Consider the following 17,855-nt stretch of genomic DNA (forward strand, 5'->3'; position numbering starts at 1 on the left):
GTTTCGCGACAGCAATGCGGCGCGAAACGGGCAGGCTTTGCCGCAATCCCGCCCCGTTCAGAGGGTGATCGCCGAGAGCAAGCGGCCATAGTCCGCTTCCTTGGCGTGGGTCGTGCGCCGGTAGGAATAGAATCGCGCGGCATCGGCGTAGGTGCAATGCCGCGTCCATTCCGCATGGCCCACCCCTGCCGCGCGCAGCCGGTTCAGGCCAAAGCCGGGCAGGTCGAAATGCAGGCGGTCGCCTTCGCCTTGGGCAAAGTAGCGGGCAAACTCGGGGTCGGCATTCATGAAGTTGTCCAGAAACTCCGGCCCGACCTCATAGGCGCGCTGGCTGATGGAGGGGCCGATCACCGCGGTGATCTTTTCGCGGGTAGCGCCGAGATCGACCATCGCGTCGACCGTCGCCTCGAGTATCCCATCAAGTGCGCCGCGCCAGCCTGCATGGGCCGCGCCGACCACACCGGCCTGCGCATCCGCAAAGAGCACGGGCTGGCAGTCAGCGGTCAGGATCGACAGGGCGATGCCGGGGGTTTGGGTCACCAGCGCATCGGCGCGGGGCTTGTCGTCGCGCGGTTCCGTCACGGTGACGACGGTGGCAGAGTGGACCTGATGCACCCCGACAAGATGGTCGGCGGGGAGGCCCATCGCCTCGGCGGCGCGGGCGCGGTTGATGCGCACGATTTCGGATTGGTCCGAGCTGCCGCTGCCGCAGTTCAGCCCGGAAAACACCCCCGATGACGCGCCGCCACGGCGGGTGAAAAACCCGTGCCGCAAAGGGGCAAGCGCATCGGATGTCAGAATTTCGAGCGTCATACTTCTGTCCCCGGGGGCGGGGTCTGACCTTTTTGGTAGAGCCCCATCACTTTGAACAGGTTTCCCATTTCCGCCGGGTGCGTCAACCGTCGATGTGCGGCAATATGGTTGCTGAGCGCGTCACCGGTCAGCGCCTCGGCCAGTTTCTGCGCGCGGGGGGTGATGCCCAACCGCTCCAGAAAAACGCCTTGGGTGACCACGCGGCTATGGGGGCAGGGGCAGGCGCGGGCGAGCGCCTCGAAATCGACATGGGCGGTCAGATCGGCCTGCCCGGGATTGGCGAGCGGATCGGCAGGGCTGTGGTTTTCCAGCGCTTGCAGCGTGTCGCCCAAGGCGCGCCAATCGCCATAGTCGATGATCAGCCCCGCCCCGCCATGGGCCGCGATACGTTTGCCGATCTCTTGCATGATCTCCGCCGCCGGAGCGCAAAGCTCAACAAGGTCGCCGTCTTTCGTATCCTCCAGCCGATGGGCAAGGGCAGGCTGTGGGGTCACGGGGCCGAGGCCAAAGGTCAGCGCCCCCTCTGCCGCGCCCACCCGGCGCTCGGCCCAGCCTGCGCCTTGGCGGATGAATTGCCGGATCGGCAGCGCGTCGAAAAACTCATTGGCGACGAGGAACAGCGGCGCATCTGGCAGGTCAGCGGCACTCTCGGCCCAAGTGACCTCGGCCCCTCGCAACGTCTCGCGCTGCACCTCGCGTAAAGAAGGAGAGGCTTCGACCAGCGTGACCTGCGCCGCGTCCTGAAACCCCGGCACCCGCGCCGTGGCGCGCAGGATATCGGCCATCAATGTCCCCCGGCCCGGCCCAAGCTCGGCCAGTGTGAAGGGGGAGGGCGCGCCCTGATCCAGCCAGCTTTGCGCCAGCGACAGGCCGATCAACTCGCCAAACATCTGGCTGATCTCGGGGGCGGTGATGAAATCCCCCTCCGGGCCGAAAGGCGCCCGGGTGGTATAGTACCCCCAGTCGGGATGCAGCAGGCAGGACTGCATATAGGCGTCCAGCCGCATCGGCCCTTCCAGTGCGATCCGTGTGAGCAGATGGTCCTTCAGGCTCATGCCTGCCGCCGCGCTCGGATGATGAGGAAGACGCCCACGGCAATCATCGGCAGCGATAGGATTTGCCCCATGGTCAGCCCCCAGCCGCCGATATGCCAAGCCAGCCCCAGCGGGTTGCCGGGGGTGACGAATTGCGCGTCGGGCTGGCGCAGGAACTCCACCGCGAACCGTGCCGCGCCATAGCCCGCAAGGAAAGTGCCACCGATCAGCCCCGGCATTTTGAGCGCGCCGCGTTTCCACGCCATCCAGATCAGGACGCCGCCCAAGAGCAGCCCCTCCAGCAGCGCCTCATAGAGCTGCGAGGGATGGCGCGCGCAGATGCCCGCCACATCGGGGCAGAACTGCGCCGCTTCACCGGGGAAGGCCACGCCCCAAGGCAGATCGGTCGGGCGGCCCCAAAGCTCGGCATTGATGAAATTCGCCAGACGCCCCAGAAACAGCCCCGGCGCCAGCCCCAGACAGACCATATCCCCGGTCGAGATTACCGGGATGCGGTGCCGCCATGTATAGAAAAGCCCGGCCAGAATGACCCCGAGCGCCCCGCCGTGAAAGGACATGCCGCCTTCCCAAAGCTGCAAGATGGCCGCAGGGTTCGACAGGTAATAGGCCGGCTGATAAAACAGGACATAGCCCAGCCGCCCGCCAAGGATCACGCCCAGAATGACCCAAAAGAGCAGATCCTCGACCTGACCGGGTTTCATCACCGGCGTGTCGTTCTTCCACAGTTGGGGGCGTTTGACCGCCGCGGTGGCGATGCGCCAGCCCAGCAGAATGCCCACGATATAGGCCAGCGCATACCAGCGCAGCGCGAAGGTGGAACCAAACAGGGTCACCGAAAAGATTTCCGGCGCGATATCGGGGAAGGGGAGCATGGCTATCATGCTGCTGATTGAGCAAGGCCGCGCGGGGAAGTCAACCTTGCGAGCAAGGGCGTCGCGCCCCATATAGAGGCTAACAAACCTCCGGAGGCCAGACATGCAGACCCGCAACAAGTTTTTCGATGATGTTTCACAGATGATGACAAACGCGATGGGCGTCGCCCAAGGCGCTAAGGACGAGGCCGAGACCGCCTTCAAGGGCATGCTCGACCGTTGGCTCGCTGACCGTGATTTCGTCACCCGTGAGGAGTTCGACGCGGTGCGCGCCATGGCGCAGAAGGCACGCGAAGAGAACGAAGCGCTGAAAGCGCGGCTCGACAAGCTCGAAGCCAAAGACTGAACCCGATAGAATTCGATCAGCCGCCCCGGGCCGGGGCGGCGATCCCCCGCGTGGACAGGGGCCGTTTGCGGCCCCTCGCGCCCTCTTTCTCCAATTTATAGACGATTTCCGCGATTTACCCACAAGTTATTGCGGTTATCCCCTATCAATTGTGGTTATCCCCAAGAAAAAACTTGCCAGACTGTTCCGCCGCAAGCACCATATCTTGTATAGGTGATGTGAACCTACACGCCTATTTGTGCAGGCTTCCATGCATGGTGGGCCAAGTCCCGCCCCGTGGAACAGATTGAGAGGTGGCGAAATGGCCCTGTCCGAGCATTACCTTGAAGAAGAAATCCACCCCATTGATATCGTTGAAAATCTCGCGGCCCATCACGATTGGGAATTCGACCGCGTGGCGGATGACCAGATCGCCATGGCGGTCGAGGGGCAGTGGCGGACCTATTCCATCACGCTGGCATGGTCGGCTTACGATGAAACGCTGCGGCTGATCTGCACCTTCGAGATGGAGCCTCCGGCTGAAAAACTGCCGGAACTTTACGAATTGTTAAACCTCGTCAACGATCAATGCTGGGCGGGGGCCTTCAGCTTTTGGGCCGATCAGCAGTTGATGGTCTACCGCTACGGGCTGGTTTTGGCGGGCGGACAGGTCGCGGGGCCAGAGCAGATCGACACGATGATCGGGGCCGCCGTCATGAGCGCGGAACGCTACTATCCTGCGCTGCAATTGCTCGTCTGGGGCGATCAATCCCCAAAGGCCGCGATGGACGTCGCCATTGCAGAGGCTTACGGCCGGGCGTAACAAAGTCCCCGAACAACTTCGGGGGATAGGATGAAAGACGGGAGAGTAGCACGCGACGGTCTGGTTTTGCTGGGCTGTGGCAAAATGGGATCGGCCATGTTGGAAGGCTGGCTGGCGCAGGGGCTGCCGGCAAGCGCGGTCTGGGTCGTGGACCCGAAACCGTCCGATTGGCTGCAAGGCACCGGCGTGAACCTGAACGCCGACCTGCCTGCCGCGCCAGCGGTGGTGCTGGTGGCGGTCAAACCGCAGATGATGGCGGACGCACTGCCGACGCTTCAGGCGATGGGCAATGGCGAGACGCTTTTTGTCAGCGTCGCGGCGGGAACGACCATCGGTTACTTCGAAAGCATCCTTGGCGGCGACACGCCTATCGTGCGGGCCATGCCCAATACCCCTGCTGCCATCTCTAAAGGGATCACCGCCATTGTCGGCAACGCCAAAGCGGGCAGCCGGTCGCTGGATGAAGCTGAGACCCTGCTGAGCGCGGTGGGCGAGGTCGTCCGTCTGACCGAAGAGGCGCAGATCGACGCGGTCACGGGGGTCAGCGGCTCCGGTCCGGCCTATGTCTTTCACATGATCGAATGCATGGCCGCCGCTGGTGTGGCCCAAGGCTTGCCCGAAGAATTGGCGATGCAATTGGCCAAGGCAACCGTTGCCGGGGCAGGGGCGCTGGCGATGCAGGCTGAAGAGGAACCGGCGCAGTTGCGCGTCAACGTCACCAGCCCCAATGGCACGACCCAAGCGGCGCTTGAGGTTTTGATGGACGAGGCCCAAGGCTTCCCGCCCCTTCTCAAGCGCGCAGTCGCCGCCGCGGCGGACAGATCGCGGGAGCTGGCCAATGGCTGAGATCACTTTCGACGATTTCCTGAAAGTCGATATTCGCGTCGGCACCGTGACCCGGGCCGAAGCCTTTCCGGAAGCACGCAAACCGGCGATCAAACTCTGGGTAGATTTCGGCGAGGAGATCGGCGAGCGTAAGACCTCGGCCCAGATCACCGCGCATTATACGCCGGAGACGCTGGTGGGACGGCAGGTCGTGGCCGTGGTTAACTTCCCCGCCCGTCAGATCGGGCCTTTCATGTCCGAGGTGCTGGTGCTCGGCCTGCCCGACAAGGACGGAGAGATCGTGCTTTTGTCGCCCGATCAAAAAGTGCCCGAAGGAGGGCGGATGCATTGAAAAAGATATTGATTGCCAGACCCTTGCCCAAAGAAGTCACCGAAGCGTTAAAGGGCTGCGAAGTGACGGTGCGCGAGGAAACTGCGCCGCTTTCGGGCGAAGAAATGCGCGCCGCGCTGCGCGACTATGACGGAGTGATGCCGACCCTGGGGGATGCTTTCTCGGCCGAGGTTTTCGCCGATGTGCCCGAGCCGCGCTGCAAGATCCTCGCCAATTTCGGCGTCGGTTATAACCACATCGACGCGGCAGCGGCGCGCGCGGCGGGGGTGGAGGTGACCAACACCCCCGGCGCCGTCACCGATGCCACGGCGGATGTCGCCATGACGCTCATGCTGATGTCCGCCCGCCGCGCTGCCGAAGGGGAGCGGCTGGTCCGCTCCGGCGGATGGGCGGGCTGGCACCCGACGCAGATGCTGGGCCTGCATCTGACAGGCAAACGGGTCGGCATCGTTGGCATGGGGCGGATCGGGCAGGCCATCGCGCGGCGCTGCCACTATGGGTTCGAAATGCAGGTCAGCTATTTCAACCGCAGTGAGAAAGACCTCGATTTTCCCGCTACCCGTGTCGAGAGCCTGACCGCGCTGGCTGAAGCCGTGGATGTGCTTGTCATCGCCGTGCCCGGCGGCGGCGAGACCCGGCATCTGATCGATGAAGCCGTTCTCGGCGCGATGCAGCCCCATGCCCATCTGATCAACATCGCCCGCGGCGATGTGGTGCAGGAGGCCGCGTTGATCAAAGCCCTGCAAGCGGGGCGCATTGGCGGTGCGGGTTTGGATGTCTATGAGTTCGAGCCCAAGGTGCCGCAGGCGCTGCGCGATCTCGACAACGTTGTGCTGTTGCCGCATCTCGGCACGGCGGCGCATGAAGTCCGTGTCGATATGGGGCTGATGGCCGTTGCCAATCTACGAGCCTTCATCGACGGAGAGACCCCGCCAAACCGGGTTTAACCGTCGCCCACGGCGGCGCGCCAGTGTTTGCGGCAGAGCGAGACATAGGTCTCGTTCCCGCCGATCTGCACCTGCGCGCCGTCCCGCATCGCTTGCCCTTCGGCGTCGCGGCGCACGACCATCGTGGCCTTCTTGCCGCAATGGCAAATGGTGCGCACTTCGCGCATCTCATCGGCCAGCGCCAGCAGGGTGGCGGAGCCGGGGAAAAGCTCACCCCGGAAATCGACGCGAAGGCCAAAACACATGATCGGCACGCCCAGATCATCCACCGCACGGGCCAGTTGCCAGACCTGCTCGACCTCCAGAAACTGCGCCTCATCGACAAAGATACAGGCGCAGGGGCCTTGCTCCAACCGAGCTTCGATCTTGGCCAAAAGGTCTTCGCCCGGGGCGAAAGTATCGGCCTCTTGCCCAATGCCGATACGGGAGGCGATGCGCCCTTCGCCCGCGCGGTTGTCGAACTGCGCGGTGAGCAAAAAGGGCACCATGCCGCGTTCCATATAGTTATGCGCCGCTTGAAGCAGCACCGTGGATTTACCGGCGTTCATGGTGGAGTAATTGAAGTAGAGCTTTGCCATGTGCAGGGTGTTACGCCGCCCATGACAGCGGATCAAGATGCAAACCCCGCCCTGATCTTAGGGCCGGGCGCCGCGGGTTAGCCGCGCTTTTTGACGATGACGGAGCCTACGGAATAGCCCGCCCCGAAGGAGCAGATCAGCCCAGTGTCGCCGTCTTCCAGATCGTCGGAGTTCTTGGCGAAAGCGATGATCGACCCGGCGGAGGAGGTGTTGGCGTAGTCTTGCAGAATGTTGGGCTGTTCGCCCGGCTCGGGTTCCCGCCCCAGCACTTTGCGCCCGATGAAATCGTTCATCGACTTATTTGCCTGATGCAGCCAGATGCGCTTGAGATCGGCGGATTCCAACCCGTTGTCGGACATATGCCCACCGATATGGTCGGCCACCATGGGTAACACTTCCTTAAACACTTTGCGCCCATTCTGCATGAACTGCATATCGCGCCGGTCGCTCAGCCCATCGGGGCGGGAGCGGCGGAGGAAGCCGTTGTTGTTGCGGATGTTGTTGGAATATTCGGTCGCGCAGCGGGTGGAGATGACGTCGAAACAGGGGCCGTCGACATCTTCGGCCCGTTCCAGCAGCGTGGCGGTGGCCACGTCACCAAAGATGAAGTGGCAATCGCGATCACGCCATTCGAGGTGGGCTGAGCAAATCTCGGGGTTCACCACGAGGGCGGAGCGGATGGAGCCGGAGCGGATCATATCCGCCGCCGCCTGAATGCCGAAAGTGGCCGAAGAACAGGCGACGTTCATATCGAAGGCAAAGCCCTTTACGCCCAGAAGCTCCTGAATCTCAATGGCCACGGCAGGATAGGCGCGCTCGAGGTTGGAGGCGGCGCAGATCACCGCGTCCACATCCTCGGCACTCTTTCCAGCGGCGGCGAGTGCCTTCTGCGCGGCATCAATGGCCATTTCGGCCATGAGGGAAGGTTCCTCATCCGCGCGCTGGCGCAGCAGGGGGTGCATCACATTGGGGTCCAGCACGCCGGATTTATCCATGACATAGCGCTGTTCGATGCCGCTGGCTTTGACGATGAACTCTTCCGAAGAATGCGCCTTGGCCTCTAGGGTGCCCGCTTCGATCGCCTCGGCATTTTCGGCGTTGTAGAGGTCGGCATAGGCGTTGAAGGCTTCGACCAGTTCGGCGTTGGTGATGGTTTGCTGCGGCGTGAAAACGCCCGTACCGGTGATGGCGGCTTGATACATCGGTGTGATCCCTTTCTCTCCAACGGCATGGCTGGTCTGATAAAGCTGAGCAGCCCCGGGCGAATTGCAAGGGCCGTTGTCATGTCGGTGCACTTTGATGCAGGGGGCAGCAAGGTGCAGGTTCCATACTCTAGCGAAACCGCGCAGGACTTGCCACGGCTTTGACGGGGCAGACGTGTGAATGCCGCTACAGTTGCGAATTTTGATCGCCCCGGCCCCCGCGCGCTGGCTTGACTATGCAACCGGAAGCGCGCAGTGATTGAGCATTAGCAATCATTAATTGAACGAGAACAGTCAGGGTTTTTTTGAGGCAGCGGCCCCTCCGGCGCGTGATTTACAGGTCCACCATCCGCGAATGCCGCAGCCTAAAGCACAGAATTTGCTTACGGATTCAACCTCCGAAAAAGAGAGGTGTCATGAGGCGCAGTATTATCAGTCGAATGCTTTGCGAGCGGGCAAAGCGTTTTCGCAAGGACGAGGGCGGCGGTATGCTGGTCCTCATGTTGGTCGTGTTTTTCGGGATCACGATCTTTGGCGGGCTGGCCGTGGATCTGGCGAACCACGAGCGGACGCGGACCACCTTTCAGACCCACCTGGACAATGCCGTGCTGGCCGCGGCGAGCCTGTCACAAGACCTCGACCCAGAAGAGGTCGTGCGCAGCTATCTTACCTCAGCGGGGCTCGATCCGTCCGAGGTGGTGATCGACTCGAGCGAAGAAAAGATCGGCGGCATTCTGGTGGGGCGCACCGTCGAAGCCTCGCTCCCTGCCGGGCTGAACACCTATTTCTTCCGGTTTTTCGACATCGATTCACTCGGGATGACGATCAGTTCTGAGGCGACCGAACGGGTTGAGGACATCGAGATTTCGCTGGTGTTGGATGTGTCGGGGTCGATGGGGGAGAGGACCAGCGACCGGAGCGGGATCAAGTTGACCCTGCTGAAGAATGCGGCCATCGACTTTGTCGATACGATCCTAAGCGATACCGAAGAGGGACGCGTATCGATTTCGATCATTCCCTATTCGACCAAGGTAAATGCGGGAGAAGCCCTGCTGGGCCAATATTCGACAACCACCGAACATAGCTATTCCCACTGCGTGGATTTCGATGGGAATGACTATGGTTCCTTGGCGATCGACCCCCAACAACAGATGCAACGGACAGGGCACTTCCAGTTCCAGAGCATGTCGAGTTCCGACCAGGAAAGGGGCCAATGGGTTTGCCGTAAAGACGCAGGTTTTGAAATTACTCCTCTGTCAGACTCGGTCGCGGCGCTGAGATCGCAAATCCTCGCTTTGACCGCCGAAGGGTCGACGTCGATCGACGTTGGTGCGAAGTGGGGGCTGGCCTTGCTTGACCCCTCCGCACAGGGGCCGGTGAGCGGGTTGATCGACGCCGGTCTGGTCCCGCAGGAGTTTCAAGGCCGTCCGCACCCACACGGGGCTGATAACAGCATGAAGGTTCTGGTGCTGATGACGGATGGTGAGAACTTTCCGGAATACCGTCTTGAGCCTGAGTATGCCTCTGGCGAGTCGGATGTGATCCGCACCGATTACGGGTCGGTGGTGTTCTATACAGTGGATTCTGCCGAACGCTCCAACGAATACGACGGGGATAATTCCTATCCTGAAGACTACTTTTATGCGACCCACCCTTGGGGCTCTGATCGTAGGTGGGATGATTACACGCTGCTCAACCACCCCAGTCTACGGGACTATAGGGATCAAGGGCAGGAAGAACGGCTCGAATGGCCCGAGGTTTGGGCCGAGATGTCCCCTTACTATTACGGATATAATCTCTATGGCCGGCGGCGGACGACGAACTGGTGGGGCGGATCGCAGACTTGGAGTTCCCGCGCGAACAGTTTTTGGAACAACATGCACGACACCATCAGCGCGAGCGAGAAAGACCGCCGCCTGCGCCAAATCTGCGGCGTCGCGAACACGGCTGGCGTCGTGGTCTATTCCATCGGCATGGATGTCGACAGCACCAACTCCCTCAGCCTTCTGAAAGACTGCGCCTCTTCCGAGGCCCATTACTTCGACGTTCAGGGTCTCGAAATCCAAACCGCCTTCGACATGATCGCGGCGTCCATCTCTATGTTGAGGCTGACGAAATGATCCGCTTCGTCAAAGACCGCTTTCGCCGGTCCGAGGCGGGCGGGGTCACCATCGAGTTCGTCATCCTTTTGCCGCTCGTCTTTTACTTTTTCTTCCTCGCGCTTGAGACGGGGTTGTGGAGCGCGCGTGAGATCATGCTGCGCCGGGCCACGAATTTGGCCGTGCGGGACGTGCGTTTGGCCACCGGTTCTGTGCCAGGCTATGACGCGATGAAGGCGCTGATTTGTGAGCGGTCGGTTTTCGATGCGGGCTGCATCGAGAATATCCGGATCGAGATGCGCGCCATGCCGATTGCCGATTGGGCTGATCTGAGCGGGGCTGCCCCCTGTGTCGACCGGGATGAGGATTTCGACCCGGCAAATGGTTTTCTGCCGGGTCAGCAGAACAACCTGATGATGATGCGGGTCTGTCGTTTGTTCGATCCGCTTTTGCCGGGGACAGGCTTGGGCCGGAAATTGCCCGAAGGGTCGGATGGCACATATGGCGTGCGGGTCACCACCGCTTTCGTGACGGAGCCGCGCGGATGAGGGGGATCGTATTCAAACGTTTCGTCCAGTCGGAAGAGGGCAGCCAGACGATTGCCTTTCTGGTTCTGCTGCCGTTGTTGGTCTGGTCGATCATGGCGATGCTGACCTTTACCGATGCCTTTCGGGTCCGCGGGATGGCGACCGATGCCACCGCCGTCATCGCCGACAGCCTGTCGCGGCAGACGACGCCGATCAACGCCGCTGATCTCTTGGGCCTGCAGTCGGTCGCGGAGCAACTCACCGGTTACGAAGTCTCTCTGCGCGTCACGCAGGTGCGGTGCATTCTGAATTGCGACAGTCTGGACCGCCGGATTTTGGCGGTGGATTTCTCGCAAGGCATAGGGCTGGACAGCCTGCTCGACATCGACTTTATCGCGGGGCTTTCGCGTGAACGGGTGCCGCTGATGGCCAATGGTGACCGTCTGGTGCTGGTGGAGACTTCTTTCATGCACGAGCCGATTGCGCAGATCGGCTTGGAGGGCACGGAGGTCAACGTCTCGCATGCCACGCGGATGCGTTTCGCACCTCAGCTTTGCTGGATCCGGTGCATCATCAGCTAAGCGGGCACCGATGTCCAAATGCGAAAGGGGCTGCCCGATGGGCAGCCCCTTTTTCTTATCCCTGAAGCGCTTTCACGCCGATCGCATCCTCGGCCTGCGCCTTGATTGCCAATGCGGCGGCATGGGCGCCTGCGGCGGTGGTGAAATAGGGGATCTTGTCGTAAAGCGCGATAGAGCGGATCGACTTGCTGTCTTCGACCGCCTGTGCGCCTTCGGTGGTGTTCATCACCAGATGCACCTCGCCGTTCTTCATCATATCGGTGATGTCGGGGCGCCCCTCGTAGACCTTGTTCACCACATCGCAGGCATGGCCATTGGCGGTGAGCCATTCCGCCGTGCCACGGGTGCCGATGAGGGTAAAGCCTTGGTCCAGCAGGATCTTCGCCGCATCCAGCATGTTCTGGCCCTTATCCGCATCCTTGACCGACAGGAAGGCGCAGCCCTTGCGCGGCAGCGGGTTGCCCGCGCCCATCTGCGCTTTGAGGAAGGCGCGGGGGAAGTCGCGGTCCCAGCCCATGACCTCACCGGTGGAGCGCATTTCTGGCCCCAGCAGCGTGTCGACGCCGGGGAAGCGGGCAAAGGGCAGCACCGCCTCTTTGACCGAGAACCAAGGCATATCGGGGTCGGCCAGCGTCATCGGATCGCCCAAGGGCAGCGTGTCTTCATAAGCGGCCTGATCGGGGTAGGGCGGGCGCTGCGGGAAGTTGCTCAGCGGCTCACCGGCCATGATCCGCGCGGCGATGGAGGCGATGGCGCTGTCGGTCGCCTTGGCCACGAAGGGCACGGTGCGCGAGGCACGGGGGTTCACCTCGATGAGGTAAATCTCGCCGTCCTTCACCGCGAACTGGATGTTCATCAAGCCTACGACGTTAAGCGCCTTGGCCAGCGCGCGGGTCTGCTCTTCGACCTCTTCGATCACCTCGCGCGGCAAAGAATAGGGCGGCAGCGAACAGGCGCTGTCGCCGGAGTGGACGCCCGCCTCTTCGATGTGCTGCATGATGCCCGCCACATGGACATTCTCGCCGTCGCAGAGCGCGTCGACATCAAGCTCCACCGCGCCCGAGAGATAGCTGTCGAGCAGCACCGGGCTGTCGCCCGAGACGACGACGGCGGTGGTGATATAGCGCTCAAGGCTGGCTTGATCGCGCACGATCTCCATGGCGCGACCGCCCAGAACGTAGGAGGGGCGGATCACCAGCGGGAAGCCGATTTCCTTGGCGATCTCCATCGCCTCTGCATCGGAATGGGCGATGCCATTGCGCGGCTGTTTCAGGCCAAGGTTCAGCACAAGCTGCTGGAAACGCTCACGGTCTTCGGCCAGATCGATCATGTCGGGCGTGGTGCCGAGGATCGGAATGCCCGCTTCTTGCAAACCATTGGCGAGCTTCAGCGGGGTCTGGCCGCCGAACTGGACGATGACGCCGTGCAGCGTGCCGTTCTCCTGCTCGACGCGCAGGATCTCCATGACATGCTCAAAGGTAAGCGGCTCGAAATACAGGCGGTCCGAGGTGTCATAGTCGGTCGAAACCGTCTCGGGGTTGCAGTTGACCATGATGGTCTCATAGCCCGCATCCGTCAGCGCATAGCAGGCGTGGCAGCAGCAATAGTCGAACTCGATGCCCTGACCGATCCGGTTCGGGCCACCGCCGAGGATGACGACCTTCTTGCGGTCCGAAGGCCGCGCCTCGCATTCCGCCTCACCCATCAGCGGGGTTTCATAGGTGGAGTACATGTAGGGCGTCTGCGCCTCGAACTCGGCGGCGCAGGTGTCGATGCGTTTGAACACGGCCTTGACGCCAAGCGCGAGCCGCGCGTCGCGGACCTGTGCCTCACGGCTGTCGGTCAGCATGGCGAGGCGGGCGTCGGTGAAGCCCATCATTTTCAACTCGCGGAAGGTATCGGCATCGCTTGGCAAGCCGTTTGCGCGAACGCCTTCCTCGGCCTCGACAATCTCACGGATGCGGGCAAGGAACCATGGGTCGAACATGGTGTGCGCGTGTAGATCGTCGTCGGACATGCCGTGCCGCATCGCTTGGGCGATGGTGCGCATCCGGTCGGGCGTGGGCGCCGACACGGCTTTGATAAGCGCCGCCATATTCTCAGGCGCGTCGCCGAGCAGGTCGCTGTTGAGCCCGGCGATTTCGACTTCGTCAAAGCCTGTGAGGCCCGATTCCATCGAGGCCAGCGCCTTTTGCAGGCTCTCGTGGATGGTGCGGCCAATGGCCATGGTCTCACCCACCGATTTCATCGCGGTGGTCAGGTTGGGCTCGGCCCCGGGGAATTTCTCGAAGGCGAATTTGGGGATCTTGGTGACCACATAGTCGATGGTTGGCTCGAAGGAGGCGGGGGTGACGCCGGTGATGTCGTTGTCGAGCTCATCTAGCGTGAAGCCCACGGCGAGCTTCGCGGCGATCTTGGCGATGGGGAAACCCGTGGCCTTGGACGCCAGCGCCGAGGAGCGGCTGACGCGCGGGTTCATCTCAATCACCACCATGCGGCCATCGGCGGGGTTCACCGCCCATTGTACGTTGGAGCCGCCGGTTTCCACCCCGATCTCGCGCAGCACCGCGATGGAGTGGTTGCGCATGATCTGGTATTCTTTGTCCGTCAGCGTCAGCGCGGGGGCCACGGTGATGCTGTCGCCGGTGTGCACGCCCATCGGATCAATGTTCTCGATCGAGCAGACGATGATGGCGTTGTCGGCGGTGTCGCGCACCACCTCCATCTCGTATTCCTTCCAGCCCAGCAGCGACTCGTCGACGAGGATCTGGCCCATCGGCGAGGCATCCATGCCCGAGCGGCAGTAGAACTCGTAATCCTCGCGGTTGTAGGCCACGCCGCCGCCGGTGCCGCCCATGGTGAAGGCGGGGCGGATGATCGCCGGAAGGCCCACGTATTCCAGCGCTTCGAGCGCGAGGTTCACGCCGGCGGCGAGGTCTTTCTTACCGTCTTCGCGCTTGGGCGCGGTGACGATGGTGGCCTTGGGGTTTTCGATGCCCAGACGGTCCATCGCTTCGCGGAACAGCTTGCGGTCTTCGGCCATCTCGATGGCCTCGCGCTTGGCCCCGATCATCTCGACGCCGAATTTTTCTAGCACGCCCATTTCTTCGAGCGCGAGCGAGGTGTTGAGGCCCGTCTGCCCGCCCATGGTGGGCAGCAGCGCATCGGGGCGCTCTTTCTCGATGATTTTAGCGACGATTTCGGGCGTGATGGGCTCGATATAGGTGGCATCGGCGAGCCCGGGATCGGTCATGATCGTGGCCGGGTTGGAGTTGACGAGGATGACGCGGTAGCCTTCCTCTTTCAGCGCTTTACAGGCTTGGGCGCCGGAATAGTCGAACTCGCAGGCTTGTCCGATGACAATCGGCCCCGCACCAATGATCATGATCGACTGGATGTCGGTACGTTTCGGCATGGCGGCCCCCTAATTTTGCAAATTGTCCTGCCTTATAGGGATGGCGGCACGGGCTGCAAGGGGGGAATGGCTTTGACGGCCCCAGAAATAAGGGCGGGGCCGTCTGTTCAACCTTTGCGGGCGCTATGCAGGGGCGATCCGCCGGGGCGGAAGGGGTCAGCCCACGGGCGCGGCCCCTTCGGCGTTTAGAAAGATGCGCAGCGTGGCTTCGAACTCGCGCGGTTTCTCTGCGTGCAGCCAATGCCCCGCGCCGGGGATTTTGGCAAAGCGCGCTTGTGGGAACAGCGCCTTGATCGGCTCGCGGTGTTTGGGCTGCACATAGTCCGAGGCGCCGCCCGAGAGGAACAGGGTCGGCCCCGTGAACTGGCCATCGACGTCTTCGGGCCAGCCGACGATCTTGGGCATCTCTGCCTCAAGCGCGTCAAGGTTCAGCCGCCAGCGTTTGCCGGGCAGGTCGAGCGATTGGGTGAAGAAGCTCTGCAACGCACGCTCGACCCCTGCTGAGGCCAGTTGCGCCTCGGCGTCCGAGCGGCGCTCGACTTCGCTTAGGTCCACGCCGCGCATGGCGTCGATGAACATTTGCTGCGTGTGGCCGTAAGCGACGGGCGCGATGTCGGCGACGATCACGCGGCGCAGCAGCTTGGGCCGGGTCAGCGCCAGCATCATCACCGCCTTGCCGCCCATCGAGTGGCCGCAGATGTCCACCGGGCCGCCCAGATGCATGATCACCTCGGCCAGATCCTGCGCCATTTCGGGGTAGCTGTGGGTATCGTGATGCGGGCTGCTGCCGTGGTTGCGCATGTCGACGGTGACGACATGACGCGCGTCCGCGAGGCGTTTGGCGATCACGCCCCAGTTGCGGCCAGAGCCATAGAGGCCATGGACAATAAGCAGGGTCGGGCGGTCGGCGGTGGCTTCGCCATATTCGGTGTAATTCAACATGCGGGCAAATTACGGGCATTGCAGCCCGGGGACCAGAGCGATTAGATGCGCCCATGATTGACCGGCAAGATTTCAACACCCGCGCCGAGGCGCTGCGCCCCCTGTTCGAGGACCGTCTGCGCATCAAGGCCCGTGACCTACGCGAGGCGTTTCACCGCGCCGGACCAGAACTGCCACGCGGCATTCGTGGTGACGGGGTGTTGCTCAGCAAGACCGAGCATCTGGTCGCCAATCCCCATATCGCCCGACAGTTGGAAGATGCCCCGGTTTGGGCCGCCTTCAACCGGGTTGCAGCGCATTTGAAAGAGATCGACCCCAAAGCCCGGCGGTGCGGCATCATCCTTGACCGTTTGGCCGGGGTGGCCTTCAACATCCTTGTGGTTATCGTGGGCTTCGTGATCTGGCTTTGGTGGCGCGGCTACGTTTAAGCCGCCGCGCCCAAGGGCTCAGGCGGGGTCGTAATCCGCGTCCGTTACCTTTTCCATCCATTCGACCGCCTCACCGACCTGTGCCTCTTGCAGGGCGATATGGGTCATGGCGCTGTCGGGCGCGGCCCCGTGCCAGTGTTTCTCACCGGGGCCGAACCAGACGACATCGCCTTTGTTCAGCGTCTGCACCGGGCTGCCTTCGGTCTGGGCGCGGCCTGTGCCTTCGGTAACAATCAGGGTCTGGCCCAGAGGGTGGACATGCCACGCCGTGCGCGCGCCGGGCTGAAAGGTCACCGTCACCCCGCGGAGGCGGGCAGGGGCCGGGGCCGAGATCAGCGGGGTCATCTCGACCTCTCCGGTGAAGTAATCGTCAGGGCCGGGTTCAGAGGGGCGGCTGCCCTTGGGGTGAATGATCATGCGGTTCTCCTTTGCAGGAGAATGTGGCGCGGGGAGGGGGGATCGGCAAGGGGGCTGTCCGGCGATGATCGCCCGGAATCAAGGCGCTTTGCGCCGCCGGGCAGCGCCCGACCGCCCCATGGGCGGGCGCTTTTGCTGCCGGGCACATCACCTTGGCCGCACATCATGGTTGAGAAATAAAGCGGTAGGAACGCAGGTTGCGATGCCCAACCGCGGTCGGGCGCCGCCCGGCCGGAGGGTAAAGTGGCCCCCGCACCGCTGCGAGGGCCAGAGAGCTTACAGGTTCGGATACATCGGGAAACGCTGGCACAGCGCTTCGACCTCGGCTTTCACCTTGGCCTCGACCTCGGCATTGCCATCGGCACCATTGGCCGCCAGCCCATCGACCACTTCGATGATCCAATCGGCGATCTGGCGGAACTCGGCCTCACCAAAGCCGCGTGTCGTGCCCGCAGGGGAGCCGAGACGGATGCCGCTTGTCACCATCGGCTTTTCCGGGTCAAACGGCACGCCGTTCTTGTTGCAGGTGATATGCGCGCGGCCCAGAGCCTTCTCGGTGTCGTTGCCCTTCACGCCTTTCGGGCGCAGATCGACCAGCACAACATGGGTGTCGGTGCCGTGGGTCACGGTGTCGAGGCCACCTTTGATCAACTGATCCGACAGCGCCTGCGCATTGGCGATGACCTGTTTGGCATAGGCTTTGAACTCAGGCTGCTGCGCTTCGCCAAAGGCCACAGCCTTGGCCGCGATCACATGCATCAGGGGGCCGCCCTGAATGCCGGGGAAGATGGCGGAGTTGATCTTTTTCGAGATCGCCTCGTCATTGGTCAGGATCATGCCGCCGCGCGGGCCGCGCAGGGTCTTGTGGGTCGTGGTCGTCGCCACATGCGCATGGGGGAAGGGGGAGGGATGCTCACCCGCTGCCACGAGGCCCGCGAAATGCGCCATGTCGACGAGCAGATAGGCACCCACGCTGTCGGCAATCTCGCGCATCTTGGCAAAGTCGATCTGACGCGGGATGGCGGAGCCACCGGCGATGATCATCTTGGGCTGATGCTCTTTCGCCAGTTCGGCGACTTGATCGTAGTCCAGTATGTTGTCCTGTTTGCGCACACCGTATTGCACGGCGTTGAACCATTTGCCCGACTGGTTCGGCTTGGCCCCGTGGGTCAGGTGGCCGCCGGCATCAAGGCTCATCCCCAGAATGGTGTCGCCCGGTTGCAGCAGCGCTGTGAAGACACCTTGGTTCGCTTGGCTGCCGGAGTTCGGCTGCACATTGGCGAACTGGCAATCGAACAGCGCGCAGGCGCGTTCGATGGCGAGGTTCTCGGCCACGTCGACATGCTCACAGCCGCCATAGTAGCGGCGCCCCGGATAGCCTTCGGCGTATTTGTTGGTCATGATGCTGCCCTGCGCCTCAAGCACCGCAGCCGAAACGATGTTCTCGCTGGCGATCAACTCGATCTCGTCGCGCTGGCGGCCCAGTTCGGCATCGATCGCAGCGGCGAGGGCGGGGTCGGAATCAGCGAGAGATTTGGTGAAGAAATCGGACATCAGGGGATCCTCATTGGAGCTGGTTTCGCGTGTTGCCTATCGGAAACCCGGCCTGAGGTGAAGGCTGTAAACCGACAGGTTGCAAGATATGTGCGTCAAC

18 protein-coding genes are annotated in these 17,855 nt (G+C 62.5%); 9 read left to right on the top strand and 9 right to left on the bottom strand.

The genetic code is table 11. The features are described from left to right. Window positions 1–57 precede the first annotated feature (57 nt). From pgeF to lgt, 3 genes are read right to left on the bottom strand one after another with little or no spacing between them, the layout of a single operon-like run. Window positions 58–813, bottom strand: a complete 756-nt coding sequence (pgeF, locus tag HKX24_RS04530) for a peptidoglycan editing factor PgeF (protein WP_271693083.1) — start codon at window positions 811–813, stop codon at window positions 58–60. After that, the gene (locus HKX24_RS04535; RefSeq protein ID WP_271693084.1) at window positions 810–1,868 is read right to left on the bottom strand and encodes an SAM-dependent methyltransferase; all 1,059 of its coding nucleotides are present in this window, start codon (window positions 1,866–1,868) and stop codon (window positions 810–812) included. The genes pgeF and HKX24_RS04535 overlap by 4 nt, the downstream gene beginning before the upstream one ends. After that, window positions 1,865–2,749, bottom strand: a complete 885-nt coding sequence (gene lgt, locus HKX24_RS04540) for a prolipoprotein diacylglyceryl transferase (protein WP_271693085.1) — start codon at window positions 2,747–2,749, stop codon at window positions 1,865–1,867. Before lgt ends, HKX24_RS04535 begins: the two co-directional genes overlap by 4 nt. 94 nt (window positions 2,750–2,843) lie before the next feature. Here lgt and HKX24_RS04545 point away from each other — a divergent pair, with 94 nt between their 5' ends. The 5 genes from HKX24_RS04545 to HKX24_RS04565 all read left to right on the top strand — a co-directional run bounded on the left by HKX24_RS04545 (window position 2,844) and on the right by HKX24_RS04565 (window position 6,012). Continuing rightward, window positions 2,844–3,086 carry an accessory factor UbiK family protein gene (locus HKX24_RS04545; RefSeq protein ID WP_067267308.1) on the top strand — a complete coding sequence of 81 codons (243 nt, stop codon included), beginning with the start codon at window positions 2,844–2,846 and terminating at the stop codon, window positions 3,084–3,086. Between the two features lie 301 nt (window positions 3,087–3,387). Continuing rightward, entirely contained in the window at window positions 3,388–3,888 is a 501-nt protein-coding gene (locus HKX24_RS04550) for a YbjN domain-containing protein (RefSeq protein WP_271688136.1), read from the top strand. A 30-nt stretch (window positions 3,889–3,918) separates the two neighbouring features. Beyond that, the gene (proC, locus tag HKX24_RS04555; protein ID WP_271693086.1) at window positions 3,919–4,734 is read left to right on the top strand and encodes a pyrroline-5-carboxylate reductase; all 816 of its coding nucleotides are present in this window, start codon (window positions 3,919–3,921) and stop codon (window positions 4,732–4,734) included. Continuing rightward, window positions 4,727–5,065: a tRNA-binding protein gene (locus tag HKX24_RS04560; RefSeq protein ID WP_209218245.1), complete on the top strand. Its 339-nt coding sequence runs from the start codon at window positions 4,727–4,729 to the stop codon at window positions 5,063–5,065. The genes proC and HKX24_RS04560 overlap by 8 nt, the downstream gene beginning before the upstream one ends. Then, entirely contained in the window at window positions 5,062–6,012 is a 951-nt protein-coding gene (locus HKX24_RS04565; protein ID WP_271693088.1) for a D-glycerate dehydrogenase, read from the top strand. The genes HKX24_RS04560 and HKX24_RS04565 overlap by 4 nt, the downstream gene beginning before the upstream one ends. On the opposite strand, the gene HKX24_RS04570 is transcribed toward HKX24_RS04565, so the two are convergent. Then, the gene (locus tag HKX24_RS04570) at window positions 6,009–6,590 is read right to left on the bottom strand and encodes a thymidine kinase (protein ID WP_271693089.1); all 582 of its coding nucleotides are present in this window, start codon (window positions 6,588–6,590) and stop codon (window positions 6,009–6,011) included. The genes HKX24_RS04565 and HKX24_RS04570 overlap by 4 nt on opposite strands. A gap of 77 nt (window positions 6,591–6,667) precedes the next feature. Next, the gene (locus HKX24_RS04575) at window positions 6,668–7,792 is read right to left on the bottom strand and encodes a beta-ketoacyl-ACP synthase III (protein ID WP_067267298.1); all 1,125 of its coding nucleotides are present in this window, start codon (window positions 7,790–7,792) and stop codon (window positions 6,668–6,670) included. Window positions 7,793–8,208: 416 nt separating this feature from the next. Between HKX24_RS04575 and HKX24_RS04580 the strand changes: the two genes are divergently transcribed. From HKX24_RS04580 to HKX24_RS04590, 3 genes are read left to right on the top strand one after another with little or no spacing between them, the layout of a single operon-like run. Continuing rightward, on the top strand, window positions 8,209–9,912 hold the full coding sequence (locus HKX24_RS04580) for a TadE/TadG family type IV pilus assembly protein (RefSeq protein ID WP_271693090.1): 1,704 nt from the start codon (window positions 8,209–8,211) through the stop codon (window positions 9,910–9,912). Further along, window positions 9,909–10,439, top strand: a complete 531-nt coding sequence (locus HKX24_RS04585) for a TadE/TadG family type IV pilus assembly protein (RefSeq protein WP_067267295.1) — start codon at window positions 9,909–9,911, stop codon at window positions 10,437–10,439. The genes HKX24_RS04580 and HKX24_RS04585 overlap by 4 nt, the downstream gene beginning before the upstream one ends. After that, the gene (locus HKX24_RS04590) at window positions 10,436–10,999 is read left to right on the top strand and encodes a hypothetical protein (protein WP_271693091.1); all 564 of its coding nucleotides are present in this window, start codon (window positions 10,436–10,438) and stop codon (window positions 10,997–10,999) included. Before HKX24_RS04585 ends, HKX24_RS04590 begins: the two co-directional genes overlap by 4 nt. Before the next feature lie 55 nt (window positions 11,000–11,054). Here the strand turns inward: HKX24_RS04590 and carB are convergent, their stop codons facing one another. Together carB and HKX24_RS04600 are read right to left on the bottom strand one after the other, a co-directional pair. Beyond that, window positions 11,055–14,414, bottom strand: a complete 3,360-nt coding sequence (gene carB / locus HKX24_RS04595; RefSeq protein ID WP_271693092.1) for a carbamoyl-phosphate synthase large subunit — start codon at window positions 14,412–14,414, stop codon at window positions 11,055–11,057. Window positions 14,415–14,570: 156 nt separating this feature from the next. Then, window positions 14,571–15,356, bottom strand: coding sequence for an alpha/beta fold hydrolase (locus HKX24_RS04600; protein WP_271693093.1), 786 nt, complete (start codon window positions 15,354–15,356; stop codon window positions 14,571–14,573). A gap of 53 nt (window positions 15,357–15,409) precedes the next feature. On the opposite strand from HKX24_RS04600, the gene HKX24_RS04605 reads away from it, so the two are divergent. Next, window positions 15,410–15,784 (top strand): hypothetical protein, encoded by a 375-nt coding sequence (locus tag HKX24_RS04605; RefSeq protein ID WP_271693094.1) that lies wholly within the window; start codon window positions 15,410–15,412, stop codon window positions 15,782–15,784. 18 nt (window positions 15,785–15,802) lie between these two features. Here HKX24_RS04605 and HKX24_RS04610 read toward each other — a convergent pair whose 3' ends face one another. Together HKX24_RS04610 and glyA are read right to left on the bottom strand one after the other, a co-directional pair. Then, entirely contained in the window at window positions 15,803–16,201 is a 399-nt protein-coding gene (locus HKX24_RS04610) for a cupin domain-containing protein (RefSeq protein WP_271693095.1), read from the bottom strand. 276 nt (window positions 16,202–16,477) lie between these two features. Beyond that, a complete protein-coding gene (glyA, locus tag HKX24_RS04615; RefSeq protein ID WP_271693096.1) occupies window positions 16,478–17,755 on the bottom strand; it encodes a serine hydroxymethyltransferase in 1,278 nt (425 codons plus the stop codon). Between the last annotated feature and the right edge of the window lie 100 nt (window positions 17,756–17,855).

Source organism: Sulfitobacter sp. M85 (assembly GCF_029285915.1).
Taxonomy (GTDB): domain Bacteria; phylum Pseudomonadota; class Alphaproteobacteria; order Rhodobacterales; family Rhodobacteraceae; genus Sulfitobacter; species Sulfitobacter faviae.

Excerpts from the sequence above, each read along its gene's own strand:
- HKX24_RS04600 (WP_271693093.1), bottom strand. The coding sequence starts at position 15,356 with ATGTTGAATTACACCGAATATGGCGAAGCCACCGCCGACCGCCCGACC.
- HKX24_RS04570 (WP_271693089.1), bottom strand. The coding sequence starts at position 6,590 with ATGGCAAAGCTCTACTTCAATTACTCCACCATGAACGCCGGTAAATCC.
- HKX24_RS04545 (WP_067267308.1), top strand. The coding sequence starts at position 2,844 with ATGCAGACCCGCAACAAGTTTTTCGATGATGTTTCACAGATGATGACA.
- HKX24_RS04560 (WP_209218245.1), top strand. The coding sequence starts at position 4,727 with ATGGCTGAGATCACTTTCGACGATTTCCTGAAAGTCGATATTCGCGTC.
- HKX24_RS04535 (WP_271693084.1), bottom strand. The coding sequence starts at position 1,868 with ATGAGCCTGAAGGACCATCTGCTCACACGGATCGCACTGGAAGGGCCG.
- HKX24_RS04610 (WP_271693095.1), bottom strand. The coding sequence starts at position 16,201 with ATGATCATTCACCCCAAGGGCAGCCGCCCCTCTGAACCCGGCCCTGAC.
- HKX24_RS04550 (WP_271688136.1), top strand. The coding sequence starts at position 3,388 with ATGGCCCTGTCCGAGCATTACCTTGAAGAAGAAATCCACCCCATTGAT.
- pgeF (WP_271693083.1), bottom strand. The coding sequence starts at position 813 with ATGACGCTCGAAATTCTGACATCCGATGCGCTTGCCCCTTTGCGGCAC.
- HKX24_RS04590 (WP_271693091.1), top strand. The coding sequence starts at position 10,436 with ATGAGGGGGATCGTATTCAAACGTTTCGTCCAGTCGGAAGAGGGCAGC.
- lgt (WP_271693085.1), bottom strand. The coding sequence starts at position 2,749 with ATGATAGCCATGCTCCCCTTCCCCGATATCGCGCCGGAAATCTTTTCG.
- HKX24_RS04575 (WP_067267298.1), bottom strand. The coding sequence starts at position 7,792 with ATGTATCAAGCCGCCATCACCGGTACGGGCGTTTTCACGCCGCAGCAA.
- proC (WP_271693086.1), top strand. The coding sequence starts at position 3,919 with ATGAAAGACGGGAGAGTAGCACGCGACGGTCTGGTTTTGCTGGGCTGT.
- glyA (WP_271693096.1), bottom strand. The coding sequence starts at position 17,755 with ATGTCCGATTTCTTCACCAAATCTCTCGCTGATTCCGACCCCGCCCTC.
- carB (WP_271693092.1), bottom strand. The coding sequence starts at position 14,414 with ATGCCGAAACGTACCGACATCCAGTCGATCATGATCATTGGTGCGGGG.
- HKX24_RS04605 (WP_271693094.1), top strand. The coding sequence starts at position 15,410 with ATGATTGACCGGCAAGATTTCAACACCCGCGCCGAGGCGCTGCGCCCC.
- HKX24_RS04580 (WP_271693090.1), top strand. The coding sequence starts at position 8,209 with ATGAGGCGCAGTATTATCAGTCGAATGCTTTGCGAGCGGGCAAAGCGT.
- HKX24_RS04585 (WP_067267295.1), top strand. The coding sequence starts at position 9,909 with ATGATCCGCTTCGTCAAAGACCGCTTTCGCCGGTCCGAGGCGGGCGGG.